Origin of the sequence: Pseudomonas tumuqii (assembly GCF_013184545.1) — a bacterium.
GTDB classification, from domain to species: domain Bacteria; phylum Pseudomonadota; class Gammaproteobacteria; order Pseudomonadales; family Pseudomonadaceae; genus Aquipseudomonas; species Aquipseudomonas tumuqii.
This window is the reverse complement of sequence record NZ_JAAOJA010000013.1, coordinates 133,177-148,663: the sequence shown is the minus strand read 5'-3', so window position 1 is coordinate 148,663 and position 15,487 is coordinate 133,177. Positions and strand designations below refer to the sequence as shown.

At 60.8% G+C, this 15,487-nt stretch carries 14 protein-coding genes; 6 read left to right on the top strand and 8 right to left on the bottom strand.

All coding sequences use genetic code 11. The features are described from left to right. Positions 1 to 286 precede the first annotated feature (286 nt). The 4 genes from pssA to G9C89_RS21005 all read right to left on the bottom strand — a co-directional run bounded on the left by pssA (position 287) and on the right by G9C89_RS21005 (position 4,543). Positions 287 to 1,102 carry a CDP-diacylglycerol--serine O-phosphatidyltransferase gene (pssA, locus tag G9C89_RS21020; protein WP_172151841.1) on the bottom strand — a complete coding sequence of 272 codons (816 nt, stop codon included), beginning with the start codon at positions 1,100 to 1,102 and terminating at the stop codon, positions 287 to 289. Between the two features lie 157 nt (positions 1,103 to 1,259). Beyond that, entirely contained in the window at positions 1,260 to 2,276 is a 1,017-nt protein-coding gene (gene ilvC, locus G9C89_RS21015; RefSeq protein WP_172151839.1) for a ketol-acid reductoisomerase, read from the bottom strand. A gap of 48 nt (positions 2,277 to 2,324) precedes the next feature. Continuing rightward, the gene (gene ilvN / locus G9C89_RS21010; protein WP_079204842.1) at positions 2,325 to 2,816 is read right to left on the bottom strand and encodes an acetolactate synthase small subunit; all 492 of its coding nucleotides are present in this window, start codon (positions 2,814 to 2,816) and stop codon (positions 2,325 to 2,327) included. Positions 2,817 to 2,818: 2 nt separating this feature from the next. Further along, complete coding sequence (locus G9C89_RS21005) at positions 2,819 to 4,543, bottom strand: acetolactate synthase 3 large subunit (RefSeq protein WP_172151837.1); 1,725 nt, start codon at positions 4,541 to 4,543, stop codon at positions 2,819 to 2,821. Between the two features lie 496 nt (positions 4,544 to 5,039). Here G9C89_RS21005 and G9C89_RS21000 point away from each other — a divergent pair, with 496 nt between their 5' ends. Further along, a complete protein-coding gene (locus G9C89_RS21000) occupies positions 5,040 to 5,474 on the top strand; it encodes a DUF4124 domain-containing protein (protein ID WP_172151835.1) in 435 nt (144 codons plus the stop codon). A gap of 40 nt (positions 5,475 to 5,514) precedes the next feature. On the opposite strand, the gene G9C89_RS20995 is transcribed toward G9C89_RS21000, so the two are convergent. The 3 genes from G9C89_RS20995 to mrcB are packed head-to-tail and all read right to left on the bottom strand — an operon-like array spanning position 5,515 to position 8,904. Next, complete coding sequence (locus G9C89_RS20995; protein WP_172151833.1) at positions 5,515 to 5,844, bottom strand: YqcC family protein; 330 nt, start codon at positions 5,842 to 5,844, stop codon at positions 5,515 to 5,517. Beyond that, complete coding sequence (locus G9C89_RS20990; protein WP_172151831.1) at positions 5,844 to 6,569, bottom strand: tetratricopeptide repeat protein; 726 nt, start codon at positions 6,567 to 6,569, stop codon at positions 5,844 to 5,846. Before G9C89_RS20990 ends, G9C89_RS20995 begins: the two co-directional genes overlap by 1 nt. A 16-nt stretch (positions 6,570 to 6,585) precedes the next feature. Further along, the gene (mrcB, locus tag G9C89_RS20985) at positions 6,586 to 8,904 is read right to left on the bottom strand and encodes a penicillin-binding protein 1B (protein WP_172151829.1); all 2,319 of its coding nucleotides are present in this window, start codon (positions 8,902 to 8,904) and stop codon (positions 6,586 to 6,588) included. 117 nt (positions 8,905 to 9,021) lie between these two features. On the opposite strand from mrcB, the gene G9C89_RS20980 reads away from it, so the two are divergent. From G9C89_RS20980 to G9C89_RS20960, 5 genes are all read left to right on the top strand, one after another. Next, on the top strand, positions 9,022 to 10,584 hold the full coding sequence (locus tag G9C89_RS20980; RefSeq protein WP_172151827.1) for a bifunctional aminoglycoside phosphotransferase/ATP-binding protein: 1,563 nt from the start codon (positions 9,022 to 9,024) through the stop codon (positions 10,582 to 10,584). An 86-nt stretch (positions 10,585 to 10,670) separates the two neighbouring features. Then, positions 10,671 to 11,015: a pentapeptide repeat-containing protein gene (locus G9C89_RS20975; protein ID WP_172151825.1), complete on the top strand. Its 345-nt coding sequence runs from the start codon at positions 10,671 to 10,673 to the stop codon at positions 11,013 to 11,015. A 2-nt stretch (positions 11,016 to 11,017) separates the two neighbouring features. Next, positions 11,018 to 11,767 (top strand): class I SAM-dependent methyltransferase, encoded by a 750-nt coding sequence (locus G9C89_RS20970; protein WP_172151823.1) that lies wholly within the window; start codon positions 11,018 to 11,020, stop codon positions 11,765 to 11,767. Between the two features lie 34 nt (positions 11,768 to 11,801). Further along, on the top strand, positions 11,802 to 12,074 hold the full coding sequence (locus G9C89_RS20965; protein ID WP_172151821.1) for a TfoX/Sxy family protein: 273 nt from the start codon (positions 11,802 to 11,804) through the stop codon (positions 12,072 to 12,074). Positions 12,075 to 12,180: 106 nt separating this feature from the next. Next, on the top strand, positions 12,181 to 12,978 hold the full coding sequence (locus G9C89_RS20960; protein ID WP_172151819.1) for a Crp/Fnr family transcriptional regulator: 798 nt from the start codon (positions 12,181 to 12,183) through the stop codon (positions 12,976 to 12,978). Positions 12,979 to 13,339: 361 nt separating this feature from the next. Here the strand turns inward: G9C89_RS20960 and G9C89_RS20955 are convergent, their stop codons facing one another. Then, a complete protein-coding gene (locus tag G9C89_RS20955) occupies positions 13,340 to 15,484 on the bottom strand; it encodes a 3'-5' exonuclease (protein WP_172151817.1) in 2,145 nt (714 codons plus the stop codon). Between the last annotated feature and the right edge of the window lie 3 nt (positions 15,485 to 15,487).

Below are 15,487 nucleotides of genomic sequence, written 5' to 3'. Positions count from 1 at the left end.
GCTGCTTTGCAACCCCTCTTTTTAAGCTAACTTCTTGTTTTACAAGAGGTTTTCCGAGAGGCCTGCGCCGGAAGAGGTGCGCATTATAGGCCCAGCAGAATCCGCGTCAAGGCTTTATTCAGCCTTTATGGATATTAACCCTTCAGCGTCTTGCAAAGTCCCGATCTACAGACCGCAACAGCTGTATTTCATGACCAGAAGACAAGGTAGAAGACGCATGGCGCAGATGCGACAAGGCCGTTGATGCAAACCATCAACGGCCTTGTGACAACAACATGATTAATAACTACTCGGCAGCTTTACGACGCCGCAGTTGCACTAAGTATTGCACCGGCCCGGACGCTGCATAAGCCAGGAAGATGATCAGCAGAATCCGTGGAGGGTCACTGAACACCACAGCGAAGACCAACACCACCGCCAGGATCGCTACAAACGGCACTCGCCCTTTCAAATCCAGATCTTTGAAACTGTGGTATTTGATGTTGCTGACCATAAGCATGCCGGCGGTTGCCACCAATATGGCGACTACAAAGGCCATGTTCGACCCCTTGATACCGAAGTCGCTGAAGGCCCACACAGTACCCGCAACCACGCCAGCCGCGGCCGGACTTGCCAAGCCAATGAAATAGCGCTTGTCGGCACTACCTATCTGCGTATTGAAGCGAGCCAGGCGCAATGCAGCGCCGGCAACATAGATGAAGGCGACCATCCAGCCGACCTTGCCCATACTGCCCAGCGCCCACTCGAAGGCCAGCAACGCCGGCGCCACGCCGAAGGCAACCATATCGGACAACGAGTCATATTCGGCACCGAATGCGCTCTGCGTATTGGTCAATCGCGCCACTCGACCATCGAGACTGTCCAGCACCATGGCCACGAACACAGCAGCCGCGGCCACATAGAAATTGCCGTTCATGGCGTTGATGATGGCGTAGAACCCAGCGAACAGGTTGGCGGTAGTAAACAGGTTGGGTAGAAGATAGATGCCGCGGTGACGGACCTTGCGCCCCTCGGCATCCTGCCCCTCCTCGATATGCTCATCGATAGGCAGCAAGCTTTCGGCGTCTGGGGCCGACTGGGGCTCTTCTGGACGTTCGCTCATGAACAACACCTTGCAACTGATTTGGAGAATTTCGACAGACGTTACCAATCAGGGTTCGTCGCCAGCTTTGACTCAATGATCAGGCTTTATACCAGAAGCCTTGCCTCATAATGAAAAAACGCGGCCATGGCCGCGTTTTTTCTCAGATGGACAGACCTTAGTTCTTGGTCTTGTCGACGATCTGGTTGGCAGTGATCCACGGCATCATGGAACGCAGTTTCTCACCGACCACTTCGATACCATGGGCCGCATTGTTGCGACGATAGGCAGTCATCGACGGGTAGTTGGCCGCACCTTCCTGGATGAACATCTTGGCATATTCGCCGTCTTGAATGCGCTTCAGGGCGTTACGCATGGCTTGACGGGACTCGGCGTTGATCACTTCAGGACCAGTCACGTACTCGCCGTACTCGGCGTTGTTGGAGATCGAGTAGTTCATGTTGGCGATACCGCCTTCGTACATGAGATCCACGATCAACTTCAGCTCATGCAGACACTCGAAGTAAGCCATTTCCGGTGCGTAGCCCGCTTCCACCAGAGTCTCGAAGCCAGCCTTGACCAACTCGACGCAACCACCACAGAGAACGGCCTGCTCGCCGAACAGGTCGGTTTCGGTCTCGTCCTTGAAGGTGGTTTCGATGATGCCAGTACGGCCGCCGCCGACACCCGAGGCGTAGGACAAGGCAACGTTCTTGGCATTGCCGGACGCATCCTGATAGATCGCGATCAAATCAGGGATGCCGCCGCCCTTGACGAACTCGGAGCGCACGGTGTGCCCCGGAGCCTTAGGCGCAATCATGATCACGTCGAGGTCGGCACGCGGTACAACCTGGTTGTAATGGATCGCGAAACCATGGGAGAAGGCCAGGGTGGCGCCTTGCTTGATGTTCGGCTCGATTTCGTTCTTGTACAGCTGGGACTGGAACTCGTCTGGCGTGAGGATCATCACCAGATCGGCAGCGGCTACAGCAGAAGCAACGTCGGTCACCTTCAGGCCATGAGCTTCAGCCTTGGCTACAGTGGCAGAACCTTTGCGCAGGCCGACAGTGACATCAACGCCGGAATCTTTCAGGTTGCACGCCTGGGCATGGCCCTGGGAACCGTAACCGATGATGGCGACTTTCTTGCCCTGGATGATCGAGAGGTCGCAGTCTTTGTCGTAATACACTTTCATGGAAAAATTCCCCTATTTACCTGGCCTCAAGGGCCGTTCGCTAAAGGTTTAGATGCTGAGTACTTTGTCGCCACGGGCAATCCCGGTGACGCCACTACGTACGGTTTCCAGGATCGAGGCTGCACCTATTGCCTGGATAAAGCTGTCCAGCTTGTCGCTCGTGCCGGCCAGCTGAATGGTGTAGACGCTGGTATTCACGTCAACAATCTGCCCGCGGAAGATGTCAGTGGTGCGCTTGACCTCGGCGCGCTGGGCACCGGTAGCCTTGACCTTGACCAGCATCAGTTCACGCTCGATATGCGCGCTCTCCGACAGATCGACCAACTTGACCACTTCGATCAGTTTGTTGAGGTTCTTGGTGATCTGCTCGATCACCTCATCGTGACCGACAGTAGTCAGCGTCAGACGCGACAAGGTCGGGTCTTCGGTCGGCGCCACTGTCAGGCTTTCGATGTTGTAGTTGCGCTGCGAGAACAGACCGACCACACGGGACAATGCGCCGGGCTCGTTTTCCAGCAACAGGGAGATGATGTGTCGCATGATTAGGTACGCTCCGTCTTGCTCAGCCACATATCGCGCATCGCACCGTCTTTGATCTGCATCGGATAGACGTGCTCACTGGTATCGACCTGAATGTCGAGGAACACCAGACGATCCTTCAGCGCGAACGCCTCCTCCATCTTCGGCTTCAAGTCTTTCAGATCGGTGATGCGCATACCGACATGGCCATAGGCTTCTGCCAGCTTGACGAAGTCAGGCAGCGACTCCATGTAGGAATGGGAATGGCGGCTGCCGTAGTTCATGTCCTGCCACTGACGCACCATGCCGAGGGCGCCATTGTTCAGGTTGACGATTTTCACCGGCAGATCGTACTGCAGGCAGGTCGACAGTTCCTGGATGTTCATCTGGATGCTGCCTTCCCCGGTCACGCAGGCTACGTCGTCGTCCGGGAAGCTGAGTTTGACTCCCATGGCCGCCGGAAAACCAAAGCCCATGGTGCCTAGACCGCCGGAATTGATCCAGCGATTGGGTTTATTGAAGCGGTAGTACTGCGCCGCGAACATCTGGTGCTGACCCACGTCGGAAGTAACGAAGGCATCGCCGCGGGTCACCTCACTGAGTGTTTCGATGACGGTCTGCGGCTTGATGATGCTGCCGTCCCCTTTGTCGTAAGGGAACATGCCACGGCTGCCTCGCCACTCCTCGATTTGCTTCCACCAACTGGAAAGCGCCTCTTTGCTCGGGGTTTCGCCGATCTCCTTGAGAATCGCAACCATCTCGGTCAGTACACTCTCCACCGGACCGACAATCGGGATATCCGCCTTGATGGTCTTGGAGATCGAAGCCGGGTCGATGTCGATGTGGATGATCTTGGCGTTCGGGCAGAACTTGCCTGCGCCATTGATGACCCGATCATCGAAACGCGCGCCGACAGCGAGAATCACATCCGCATGATGCATCGCCAGGTTGGCGGTGTAGCTGCCATGCATGCCGAGCATGCCGAGGAATTGACGATCAGTACCAGGATAGCCACCCAAGCCCATCAGGGTATTGGTCACCGGCAGGTTGAGCATTTGCGCCAGCTCGGTCAGCGGTGATGCTGCGCCGCCCATGATCACGCCGCCGCCCGCATAGAGGATCGGCCGCTTGGCGCTCAGGAGCAGTTCTGCCGCCTTGCGGATCTGCCCGGAATGACCACGCAGGGCCGGGCTGTAGGAGCGCAGCTTGACCTTCTTCGGGTAGACATATTCGAATTTTTCTGCCGGATTGGTCATGTCCTTCGGAATATCCACGACAACCGGACCGGGACGACCGGATTGCGCAAGATAGAAGGCCTTCTTCATGACTTCCGGGATTTCCGAGGCGTGCTTGATCATGAAGCTGTGCTTCACGATCGGCCGGGAAATACCGATCATGTCGGTTTCCTGGAAGGCATCGGTACCGACCATGTTGCTCGGCACCTGGCCGGACAACACCACCATCGGAATCGAGTCCATGTAGGCGGTAGCGATGCCGGTAATGGCATTGGTCGCACCAGGCCCCGAGGTCACCAGTACCACACCGGCTTTACCGGTGGCACGGGCATAACCGTCGGCCATGTGGGTCGCTGCCTGCTCATGACGAACCAGGATGTGATTGACTTCCGGCTCCTTGAACAAAGCGTCATAGATATGCAGCAGGGCACCGCCAGGGTACCCGTAGATGTTCTTAACGCCTTCGTCACGCAAGAAGCGGACGACCATTTCAGCGCCGGATAAAAGCTCCACGTTGTTCACCTCTAAAACGCCAGAAAACCGCCCACAGCGGGACGGCCTAAGATAGGTTTACTGCCAAGCAGAGCATGAGCGACGGTGGTCGCCGACTACGTCAGCTACTACTGAGCAAGTATTGGGAATACCCCAAGATGTTGCGGGGTCTTCCCACCCAGCGCGAGGTAACGCGTTGCGGGTGAAACAGGTCGGCGCGGGTACGCGCCTCATGTCTGCTGAGCTAAAGCCTGCTTGCGGCGGACTCCACTACAGCGAACGTTGAATTGTTCTGATTCGACGAGGGCAAGTCAAGTCATCCGTGATGGATTCTGCAATCAGGGATGTATTTTCGATTATCTACCGAACTGAACCAGCGCCCTTTGGCTTGCACTTGCACAGCAGAGGGCAAATAGTCGAGCAGACGCCCGCGTGCTGTGACACAGCGCAGGATGACGATTCAACCGTTTTGGTTATAGTAGCCACTAGGTATCGCCGCTCTTAAAAAGGAAACAGCATGCGCCGTATGATCCTCACCAGCAGCTTGCTGCTCGCCCTGAGCGCAAGCGCCATGGCCAGCCAGGTATACAAATGGGTCGATGCACAAGGGGTCACGCATTTTGGCGCGCAGCCGCCACAAGGCCAGCAAGCCACCACCATCAATACCGCGACCCCACCAGCGAAGACTGCCGAACCTGCAGCAACACCAACGGTCGAGAGCAGCGCCGACCCGGAGCAAGCCGCTATCGATGAAAAAGTGAAGCAGGAAATCGCGACCCAGGAAGCAGAGCGCAAGAAATACTGCCAAAGCGTGCGCACCAATCTGGCGCAGCTGGAAAACAACCCGCGTGTGCGCGTGGAAGTCGATGGCGAAGTACGCCGCCTGAACGAAGAAGAGCGTCAGCAGCGTATCAGCGAAGCCAAGCAGGCGATTGCCAAGAACTGCAAGTAACCCGCCCCTCGCGGGCCAATGCACTGAAGCGGATGCGGCCTCAGGCCGCATCACAAATCAGTTGATCGAACTCACCCAGCAACCTGATCAGCACCCGGGCCTGCTCGCTGCGGCCGCCATATACCTGCTCAGCCATTGGCTGAATGCCGCACGCCTCTGGCAGCGCGGCACCGCTCTCGAGCAGGTACTTCATGCGCGGCAGGAAAATCCACTGCAACCATTGCTCAAAAGCCAGCGTATCGACGCAAAAAGGTTGCTGGCTGGCCAGCGCCTGATCGCTCGGCGCCTGATCGTCCCACCAGCCTTGCAGGCGCAACTCGCGCTCGATCAGCAACAACTGTTGCGCAATCGCAGGCACGCGAGTGTCCATCAGAGACTGACCTTGGCCCGCTCACGCGCCTGCGCCGCACCAGCCGAATCGCCCTGACGCTCACGTGCCTGGGCAATCAGGTTCCATAAGCTGGCCTGCAACGCCGGACGCCCACTGGCATAGCTCAGACCGCGCCGCGCGAACTGCTCGGCCTGCGCCGCGTCGCCTTGAGCCAAGCGCACTTCCGCCAGACGATAGAGCACTTGCGGCTCGCGCGGGGCAATGCGCTGGGCACGCTCCAGACTGGACGCGGCACCATTCAAGTCACCGCTACCTTGCTGTTGCTGGGCCGTGGTGAGCAATGCCAGCACGGGACCGTCCAGCTGCTCGTCGGCGGCCAAACCGCCGGAACTCGGTATGCCGCTCGGCATCGAAGGCGGCGGCACGCTGGAACTGCCCCCACCCGCAGGCTCGCTGATGACGGGGGCCGTGCTGAAAGGCTCGCTGCCCACAACACCACCGCCTATCGGCGAGCCTGGCGCCGGAAAGGTCTGAATCGGCGCCGAACTGCCGCCGGCACCGGGTACCATCACGACCACCCCGGAATCCTGCGGCTGACTCTGTGGCGGCTGAGCAGTCGAAGTGCCGTAATCACCCGCACCGGCTTGCTGCTGGCCATAGACCGACGAACTCGAATCGACAACGGGAATGGAGCCGCGCGGCACACTGGCACAACCGCCCAGCACTACCGAGGCGGTTAAAGCAGGAATCAACCACTTAATCACTTCACACCCTCTTCACTTAATCCAACCAACCACGTACCCAATCCATCACCGAATCGACCGGAGCCTGAATACCGCAGGCCTGACCAGGGACAGGCTCACTGCCGCGAATATACGGCATCTGCACGGCATTCGGGCAGCTCGGATCAGAGCCCTGGCCGCTAGTGGCATTCACCCAAGCCTGGACAACGTTATCCGGCAGCGGCATATCCAGCGGCAGCGGATCAGCCTTGACCATGAAATCCGTCCAGACTTGCAGGGCGCCGGTTGCGCCAGTCAACGGTGTAGGGCCATTGTCGTCGCGACCGAGCCAGACCACCGCCAGCAGATCCTGACTGAATCCGGCGAACCAGCTGTCCCGTGAGTCATTACTGGTGCCGGTCTTGCCGGCCAGCGCCAGGGAGCTGGGCAGGCGGCTGTAAACCGAACGACCGGTGCCCTCGCGCATGGTGCGTTGCATGGCATTTTGCAGCAGGTAGATCGCCCCGGCATCGAAACGCTGCTGGATCTGGTAAGGGTAGCGCTTGAGCGGCTCACCCTCGGCAGTCAGCACGCTACGGATACCACGCAAGGGCGTATTGAAACCGCCGTTGGCCATGGTCTGATACATATCCGCCACCTCCATAGGAGTCAGCGCGCCGGCCCCCAGCAACATCGACGGATAAGCCGGCCATTTACGCGTAACGCCCAGACGCTCAAGAGTTTTGAGTACATTTGGCACCCCCAGTTCCAGCCCCAGCTTGGCACTGGACAGGTTGTAGGAATTGGCCAGGCCCTGGTACAGGTAAACGGTGCCATGAGCCTTGCGATCATAGTTCTGCGGGCTCCAGACCTGGCCATCCTGCCCCTTGATCGAGAAGGGCTGATCCTCCAGCAAACTGGTCAAAGTGTACTGACTCGGACGTTCCAGGGCGGCCAGATAGATCGCCGGCTTGATCAGGGAGCCGATCGGCCTGACTGCATCCAGGGCGCGGTTGAAGCCGGCATAGCGCGGCTGGCGACTACCGATCAGCACCTGTACTTCGCCGGTTTCCGGGTTGGTCACGACCATTCCGGCTTCAACCAGCTCCACCCCCTTGCGACCGGCCAGGCGTTTCAGCGAGTCGGCCAGGGCACTTTCAGCCTTGAGCTGGAGAATCGGGTCAAAGCTGGTGAAGATGCGCAGGCCTTCCTCGGTCAAATCCTCTTCGCGGTAGTCCTCACGCAACTGGCGCTTGACCAGATCGAGGAACGCCGGGAACGAGCTATCGGCCATGCTGCCGCGCTGGGTCACGCCGAGCGGCTTCTGCTTGGCGGCGACCGCTTGCTCGAGCGTGATCACGCCCTGTTCGACCAGCACATCGAGGACCAGATTGCGCCGCTCCAGGGCGCGCTCTGGATTGCGCCGCGGGTTGTAATAGGTGGGGCCCTTGACCATGCCGACCAGCAAAGCCACCTGTTCGAGCTTCAACTCGGACAGCGGCTGACTGAAGAAGTACTGACTGGCCAGCCCGAAACCGTGCACCGCGCGCTGGCCGTCCTGCCCTAGGAACACCTCGTTGAGGTAGGCCTCGAGAATGTCCTGCTTGTCGTAATGCAGTTCGAGCAGCACCGCCATCATGGCCTCGGTGGCCTTGCGGATCAGGCTGCGCTCATTGGTCAGGTAGAAATTCTTCACCAACTGCTGGGTCAGGGTGCTGCCACCCTGGACAACCTGCCCGGCCGTGGCGTTGACCCAGACGGCGCGGGCGATCGACTTGGGCGACACCCCGAAATGATTGAAGAACTCGCGGTCCTCGATCGCCACCAGGGTTTCCACCAAATAGGGCGGCACCTGCTCCAGCTTGATCAGCAAGCGGTCTTCCTGGTGCGCCGGGTACAAACCACCGATCAGCATCGGCTCCAGACGGGCCACAGCCAGGCTGCTGCCATTGGCCTGGCTCAGGCCGGCGACGTAATCGCCGGAAAAGCGCACGCGCACACGCTGTGACGGCTCACGGCTTTCATAGAACTGGAAGCCGCGCGTGTGCAGCTCGAGGTTATTGCCGGCTACCGACACGGCGCCCGGGCCATCGGCCGCACTCTCCCGGCGATAACCGAGGGCATCCAGCTCCTGGAGAAAGTCACTCTTGGTCAGTTTCTGGCCGACGAACAGCTCCAGCGGCCGGGCATAGACCTTGGCGGGCACAGTCCAGCGCTTGCCGGAGAACTTCTCCTGCACCACTGCATCGAGGTAAACCGCAAAGCCGGCGAGCACAACCAGACCGACCAGACCGAGCTTGATAGCCCAGCCCAACCAGGGGCGCATGCCACGCGAGCGGCGCTTTGAACGAGAACGAGGAGATCGGGTACGAGTCATGGCGCGGCATTATACGCACTTTACCCAGGACAAGCAGGAGCAGCCCGGCGGTTTGCACAGCGGCTCTCAGCGGCCATAATGCCGCTCTCTTATTTGTTTGAAAGCCAAGGATCGCCCGTGAGCCAAGCCCTGATTGCCGCCCTGCAGAACCCGGCCCTATACCCCCATCCGGTAGAGGCTTTCCAGGTCATCGAGACGCATATCTCCTGGGTAGTGTTGACCGGTCCCTATGCCTACAAGATCAAGAAACCGGTGAATTTCGGCTTCCTCGACTTCACCGAACTGGCCGCGCGCGAACACTTCTGCAAGGAAGAGTTGCGCCTCAACCAGCGCCTCACTCAAGGCCTGTACCTGGCAGTTTTGCCGATCAGCGGTAGTGCCGAAGCCCCGCAACTGGGCGGCGATGGCCCGGTCATCGAGTACGCCCTGAAAATGCGCCAGTTTCCGCAGGATCAGTTGCTCGCCGAAGTGCAGGCACGCGGCGAGCTGAGCGAAGCGCATATCGACGCCCTGGCCGAACAGATCGCCCAGTTCCACCTCGACGCGCCGCAGGTGCCCCTGACCCATGAGCTGGGCTCGCCGCAAGCGGTCATGGCGCCAATCCGGCAGAATTTCGAGCAGATCCGTCCACTGCTCGCGGACAAGGCCGACCTGCAGCAACTCGATGCCCTGCAAGCCTGGGCTGAAAGCAGTTTCGCCCGGCTCGAGCCACTGCTGGCCCGACGCAAGGCCGAAGGCTTCATCCGTGAATGCCATGGCGATATTCATCTGGGCAACGTCACCCTGCTCGACGGTCAGGTCGTGCTGTTCGACTGCATCGAATTCAACGAACCCTTCCGCCTGATCGACATCGCCTCGGACGCCGCTTTCCTCGCCATGGACCTGGAAGACCGCGGCCTCAAGCCTTTCTCCCGTCGTTTTGTCAGCGCCTGGCTGGAACGCACCGGCGACTATGCCGCGCTGGAACTGCTGAATTTCTACAAGGCCTACCGCGCCATGGTCCGCGGCAAAGTCAGCCTGTTCCGCCTCGGCCAGGAAGCGGATGCAGTTCAGCGCGCCGTGATCCTGCGCCAATACCGCCGCTATGCCACGCTGGCGGAGAGCTACAGCGCTATTCCCTCGCGCTTGCTGGCCATCACCCACGGGGTTTCCGCCGTTGGCAAGAGCCACGTCGCCATGCGCCTGGTCGAAGCCCTGGGGGCCATTCGCCTGCGTTCGGATGTGGAGCGCAAGCGCCTGTTCGGCGAACAGAACAGCGCCGACAAAGGCCAATTGAGCGCCGGCATCTACAACCAGGACGCCAGTGCGGCAACCTACCAGCGCCTGCATCAACTGGCCGATGCCGCACTGCATGCCGGTTTCCCGGTGGTGATCGATGCCACCTACCTCAAGCAGGCGCAGCGCCAGGCGGCCTGCCAGATTGCCGAAGACACCGGCGTACCCTTCCTGATTCTCGATTGCCACGCCCCCGACGCCGTGATCGTCAGCTGGCTGGCACTGCGCCAGGACACGGCTCAGGACCCCTCCGATGCCACCATGGAAGTGATCAAGGCCCAGCAAGCCAGCCGCGAAGCACTCTCCCAGGACGAACTGGTCCTCTGCAAGCGGGTTGACACCCATGAAAGCGCCAGCCTGGACAGCCTGATCGCGCGAATCCGTCAGCATCTGCCAGGGCTGTAAGCGCAGCCCCACCGAGCACAGCCGCGACGAGCAAAGCGCGCCGCGGCTTCTATACTGGCTGGGAACCCACAACGGACGTCCCGCACATGAGCCAGCCCGGCCAACTCGATAGCCCGCTCTATCACCTGCTGCACAATGAAGACATTGCCGGTTTCAACGCCCACAAGCCCAAGGACGCTGAGGTAGACCTGTGCAATGGCGACTTTCGCGGTCTCGACTTGCGCGCGATCGACGCCAGGCGCATCAATTTCAGCGGTGCCTATTTTCGCGGTACGGATCTACGCGGACTCGATCTGCGCGAGGCGCTCCTTGAAGGCGCCAGCCTGGCCCATGCGCAGATTTCCGGCGCCTACTTCCCCGCCGAACTGAGCGCCGACGAGATACTCATGTCGGTTAATTTCGGCACGCGCCTGCGCTACCGTACGCGATAATCATGAGCGAAATTGCCCAACTGTTCGGCGCCCATGCCGGTGCCTACGCCAGTTTCCGCCCACACTACCCGGCCGCCCTGTTCGACTGGTTGGCCAGCCACTGCCCCGAACGGCAACGCGCCCTGGACATCGCCTGCGGTAATGGCCAGGCCAGCGTGCCCTTGCGTCGGCACTTCGCCCAGGTGCTGGCCTGCGACGCCAGCATCGAGCAACTGCGGGCCGCCGAAACGCCAGCCGGTATCGCCCTGTTCGCCGCCAACGCCGAAGCGCAACCCCTGATCAGCGCCAGCCTCGATTTGATCGTGGTCGCCCAGGCCTTGCACTGGTTCGCCACCCCGGCTTTCTTCGCCGAAGTCACTCGACTGCTCAAGCCCGACGGCCTTTTCGGCGCCTGGTGTTACGGCTTGATGCGCATAAACGACCCCGTGGATGAACTGATCGACGACTTCTACCGGGGCACGCTGCAGGGCTATTGGCCGCCGGGGCGCGCCAGTGTCGACAGTGGCTACCGTGATATCCAGATGCCCTTCCCGCGCCTCGAACCGCCTGCGTTTGCCATCGAGGCGCACTGGAGTTTTACCCAGCTGACCGGCTATCTGCGTACCTGGTCGGCCGTGCAGTACTGGGAGCGGCAACGAGGCCGCGACCCGGTCAGCGAACTGGAACCTGCGCTACTCAGGGCCTGGGGCGATATCAAACAGCCACGCCTTGTCCGCTGGCCACTACACTTGCTGGTAGGCATCGCGCACTGAGTTCAACTGCTCGCAAACAGCGCAAGGAGGCTGGATGAATGACGAATTGCAACACTTGAAGAACCTTGGCAAAACTTCCGCACAGTGGTTGCATGCCGTCGGCATTCACAGTGCCAATGACCTGCGCCGGCTGGGGGCGGTCGATGCCTACCGCGCCGTGCGTGCGCGCGGCTTTCGCGCCTCCAAGGTCTTGCTCTACGCCATCGAGGGCGCGTTGCTCGATGTGCACTGGAGCGAGTTGCCGCCCGCCCACAAAGCCGAATTGAATGGCCAGCTCGATGCTTGTCCAGCGCACAACAAGAGCTAGATCACAACCTCTACGCACAACGATTTACCTGTGACTTGTCACCACTTATTGTCTCAGGGACGTTCGTGCGCTTTAGCCAGACTAGCCAGTTCAAGGAATTACGCTCATGTATCTACTCGGGGAGCAACCGGCTTACGCCGACCAACTGATCAACCGACTGCAAAGCATCCCCACCCAGTTACTGGAAGGCCTGGCACCCTGCGGTGCTGCCCTGCAATTGCAGCGAGCCGAGGATCTGGCTCAGGAGCTGCCAGAGAACCAGCTGTTCATTATCGAGAATGGCTTGCTGCATGCCCTGGTCGACGAACGCCCGCTGTTCTACCTGCAGGAAGGTGACCTGGTCGGCCTGCGCCAGGGCATCGATCTGCCCAGCTGCCGCTACAGCAGTGAAGAGCCACTCAGCCTGATCCCCTATTCACGCAGTGAAGTGTTCAAGCACATCTATGTCAGCGAGCCGCGCCAGGAGCTGTTCATCCAGTACCTGATCGGCCACACCGCCCTGCTCTCCGACGCCTTGGCGCGCCTCAAACAACCGGATATCCGCCCCGCAACCGGCTTCCAGCACTTCGCCGCCGGTGAAGAACTGATCCACCAAGGGGATGCCGCCGATCATGTGTTCATCATCATCGAAGGCCATGCCACAGCCTATGTCGACGGGCACAGAGTCGGTGACGTGCAGAAAGACGAGATCTTCGGCGCCATGGCCGTGTTCACCCGCGAGAAGCGCAGCGCCACCGTACTGGCCAGCGAACCTTGCACGGTGATGGTGATCCCCAAGGAGCAGTTCCTCAGCCTGATGCAGAGCAACCCGCGCATTGCCCACAGCCTGATCGAGAGCATGGCGCGACGGATCGACCTGCTGAACAAGGAAGTGACCCAGTTACGCCTGCCTGCCACCGCCTGACAGCCAGTCGTGCGTCGCACTCGCAAACCCGGCCATGAGCCGGGTTTGCTGTTTTTTATCCTGAGCCTGACGACACTCTGGAATTAATTCGGCAAATAGGGTTGACTTGCAAATGATAATCGCCATTATTAGCAACAGCCGGTCGCGAGATCGGCGGGTAAGCTCAAGAGACCTTCAGTCGGCCTCTTCAGATTATCTCCTCATCAGGCTAATCACGGTTTTGACCCGGTTCTTGCCGGGTCTTTTTTTGCCCGACAGAAAGCGCTCGCCGTGTTCTTGTGGGTCGGTAAATCACGGCGAAGCCCAACGGCTGGTGGAATGCTCGTTGGGCTTCGTCGCGCCCCGCCCGGCCCGACCTACGTTAATACTCGAGCTTGGCGTAGAGCGTCTTGCGCGACGCCTCGCGCGCCTGCTTGAGGGTGTGGATGCCGCGCTCGGCCAGCAAGGGGATCAACTTGAGGAACACCTCGCCCGTGACCATGGCATCGCCCAGCGCGGTATGCCGGCCGACCACATGCACCCCGAGGCGCGCGGCGATCTGCTCCAGACGATGCTCGTCGGCGGCATGCCCCGGATGCACCAGGGCCGACAGCAGCAGGGTATCGAGCACCGGCTGAATAAAGCGGATACCGGTCTGCGCCTCCTTGAGTTGCAGGAAGCGCATGTCGAAGGCGGCGTTGTGGGCCACCAGCACCGTATCCTCGGCAAAGCGCTGGAACAACGGCAGCACCTCGCCAATGCTCGGCTGCCCCGCCAGCATCTGCGCCGAGAGGCCGTGTACCTGTTGTGATTCGCGCGGGATTGGCCGGTGCGGGTCGATCAGTTGCTCGAAGCATTCCTGCATCAGCAGACGGGCGTTGACGATGCGCACCGCGCCGATCGAGATGATTTCGTCGCCCTCGGAGGGGGCCAGCCCGGTGGTTTCGGTGTCGAACACGGTGTAGGCCAATTCGCGCAACGGCAGTTCGTCGAGTTCCGGGGTCTGCCCCGCCTGGCTGAACAGGTCGAAGTCGTAATACACCGGTCGTCCCTGAACCCTGGCGGGGAGCGGCGCCTGTGCTTCCGCCTGGCTCACCGGCAACTGCAGATACAGGCGATTGTCACCGGCGAGCGCGTCGGCCTGGCACCAGAGTTCGCCGCCGTGCCGCTCCAGCACCTCCTTGAGGGTGGAGGCCGCCGCATCCTCTTCGGCAACCGGACTGCACGGGCGCTGCTCCCACTCATGCAACTGTTGCGGGTCGAGCGCCGCCCCGCTCCAGCGCAGGGCCAGGCGCACGAAGCGGCCTTCGACGGCCAGCTCGAAGGTCACCTCGCGAATACCCAGCGTGGCGGCCATGGTGCCCATCAACTGAGTCAACGCCTGCACCAGGGAATAGCTGTCCAGGCTCAACCAGAGCGCCTCGTCGCCGCCCTGGTAATGGGCGACCACACCAAGGGTGGCGGCAAAATTACGCTGCAGAGCCAGCAGCAGATCGGTCGCCAGCATGTCCTCCAGCGGCCACTGTGGGCGCAGCAGATCGGCATGCTGGCTCAGCGTCTGGTCGAGGTGCAGGGACAGCCGCTGCGCCTCGTCGCTGATCACCTTGCCGAAGCGCTGGCGGCGCTCGGCATCCATCTCGGGGTATTGCTGTACGGTTTCCGCTGCCGCGCGAATATTGCCCAACGCCGCCCGGGTGCCCTCGGTCAATTGCTGCAACAGCGCATCGCGGCGGCTGTTGAGCTCGACCGAGCGGGTGATGTCATCGAGGATCAGGACGAAGCCGATCAGCTCGCCATGCTGATCCAGCACCGGCGCCATCTGTGCCCGCAGCAGATGGGCGCCACGCGCCGTGACGAAATGCGCCACCGGGCTGGGATTGTCCTGCTGCAGATGCTGCCTGACCCGTTCCAGGGCATGCACGATCAGGCGCTGGTCGAGAATGCCGAAGATCGAGCGGCCCAAGCCGACCGGCGCACCGGCCGGGCCTGCGGCGTCCGGCTCGAGCAACAGGCTGGCACTGCTGTTGTAGAGCAGGATGCGGCCCTCGCGATTGCACACCAGCACGCTTTGTTCGAGTTCCGACATCAGTGCAGCCAGACGATTCTTCTCCTGCTCGAGACGCGCATTGGCCTCCTCGACGCGCACCGCCACCTCGCGCTGCAGTGCGCAATGCGCCTCGGCAAAGGCATTCAGGGCAGCGCCCAGCCGGCGCATGTCGCGGCTGCCGGTAAGGGCCACGCGGTGCGCGGGATTGACCCGATGGATGATGCCGATCTCCTCGCTCAGGCGGATCACCACCTCCGGGTAGGCCGCCAGCCACAGGCGCAGGAGCACGCCAAACGGGAGCAGCAGCAACCCGGAGAGCACCACCAGCAGCGCGCCACGCCCGGCCATCAAGGCGAGCACGGCGGCACGCTCCTGGCTGTTCAGGTCCGCCCACAACAGCCCGCCGGCGAGCGCCAGCAAACTGCCGAGCAGCAGACTGAGGATGGCCAGCCAGAAGGCGAAACGCAGACGTGGACTCATTGG

Coding starts and splice junctions, on each gene's coding strand:
- G9C89_RS20995 (WP_172151833.1), bottom strand. CDS start 5,844: ATGGACACTCGCGTGCCTGCGATTGCGCAACAGTTGTTGCTGATCGAG.
- G9C89_RS20960 (WP_172151819.1), top strand. CDS start 12,181: ATGTATCTACTCGGGGAGCAACCGGCTTACGCCGACCAACTGATCAAC.
- mrcB (WP_172151829.1), bottom strand. CDS start 8,904: ATGACTCGTACCCGATCTCCTCGTTCTCGTTCAAAGCGCCGCTCGCGT.
- G9C89_RS20970 (WP_172151823.1), top strand. CDS start 11,018: ATGAGCGAAATTGCCCAACTGTTCGGCGCCCATGCCGGTGCCTACGCC.
- G9C89_RS20965 (WP_172151821.1), top strand. CDS start 11,802: ATGAATGACGAATTGCAACACTTGAAGAACCTTGGCAAAACTTCCGCA.
- G9C89_RS21000 (WP_172151835.1), top strand. CDS start 5,040: ATGCGCCGTATGATCCTCACCAGCAGCTTGCTGCTCGCCCTGAGCGCA.
- ilvC (WP_172151839.1), bottom strand. CDS start 2,276: ATGAAAGTGTATTACGACAAAGACTGCGACCTCTCGATCATCCAGGGC.
- G9C89_RS20955 (WP_172151817.1), bottom strand. CDS start 15,484: ATGAGTCCACGTCTGCGTTTCGCCTTCTGGCTGGCCATCCTCAGTCTG.
- ilvN (WP_079204842.1), bottom strand. CDS start 2,816: ATGCGACACATCATCTCCCTGTTGCTGGAAAACGAGCCCGGCGCATTG.
- G9C89_RS20975 (WP_172151825.1), top strand. CDS start 10,671: ATGAGCCAGCCCGGCCAACTCGATAGCCCGCTCTATCACCTGCTGCAC.
- pssA (WP_172151841.1), bottom strand. CDS start 1,102: ATGAGCGAACGTCCAGAAGAGCCCCAGTCGGCCCCAGACGCCGAAAGC.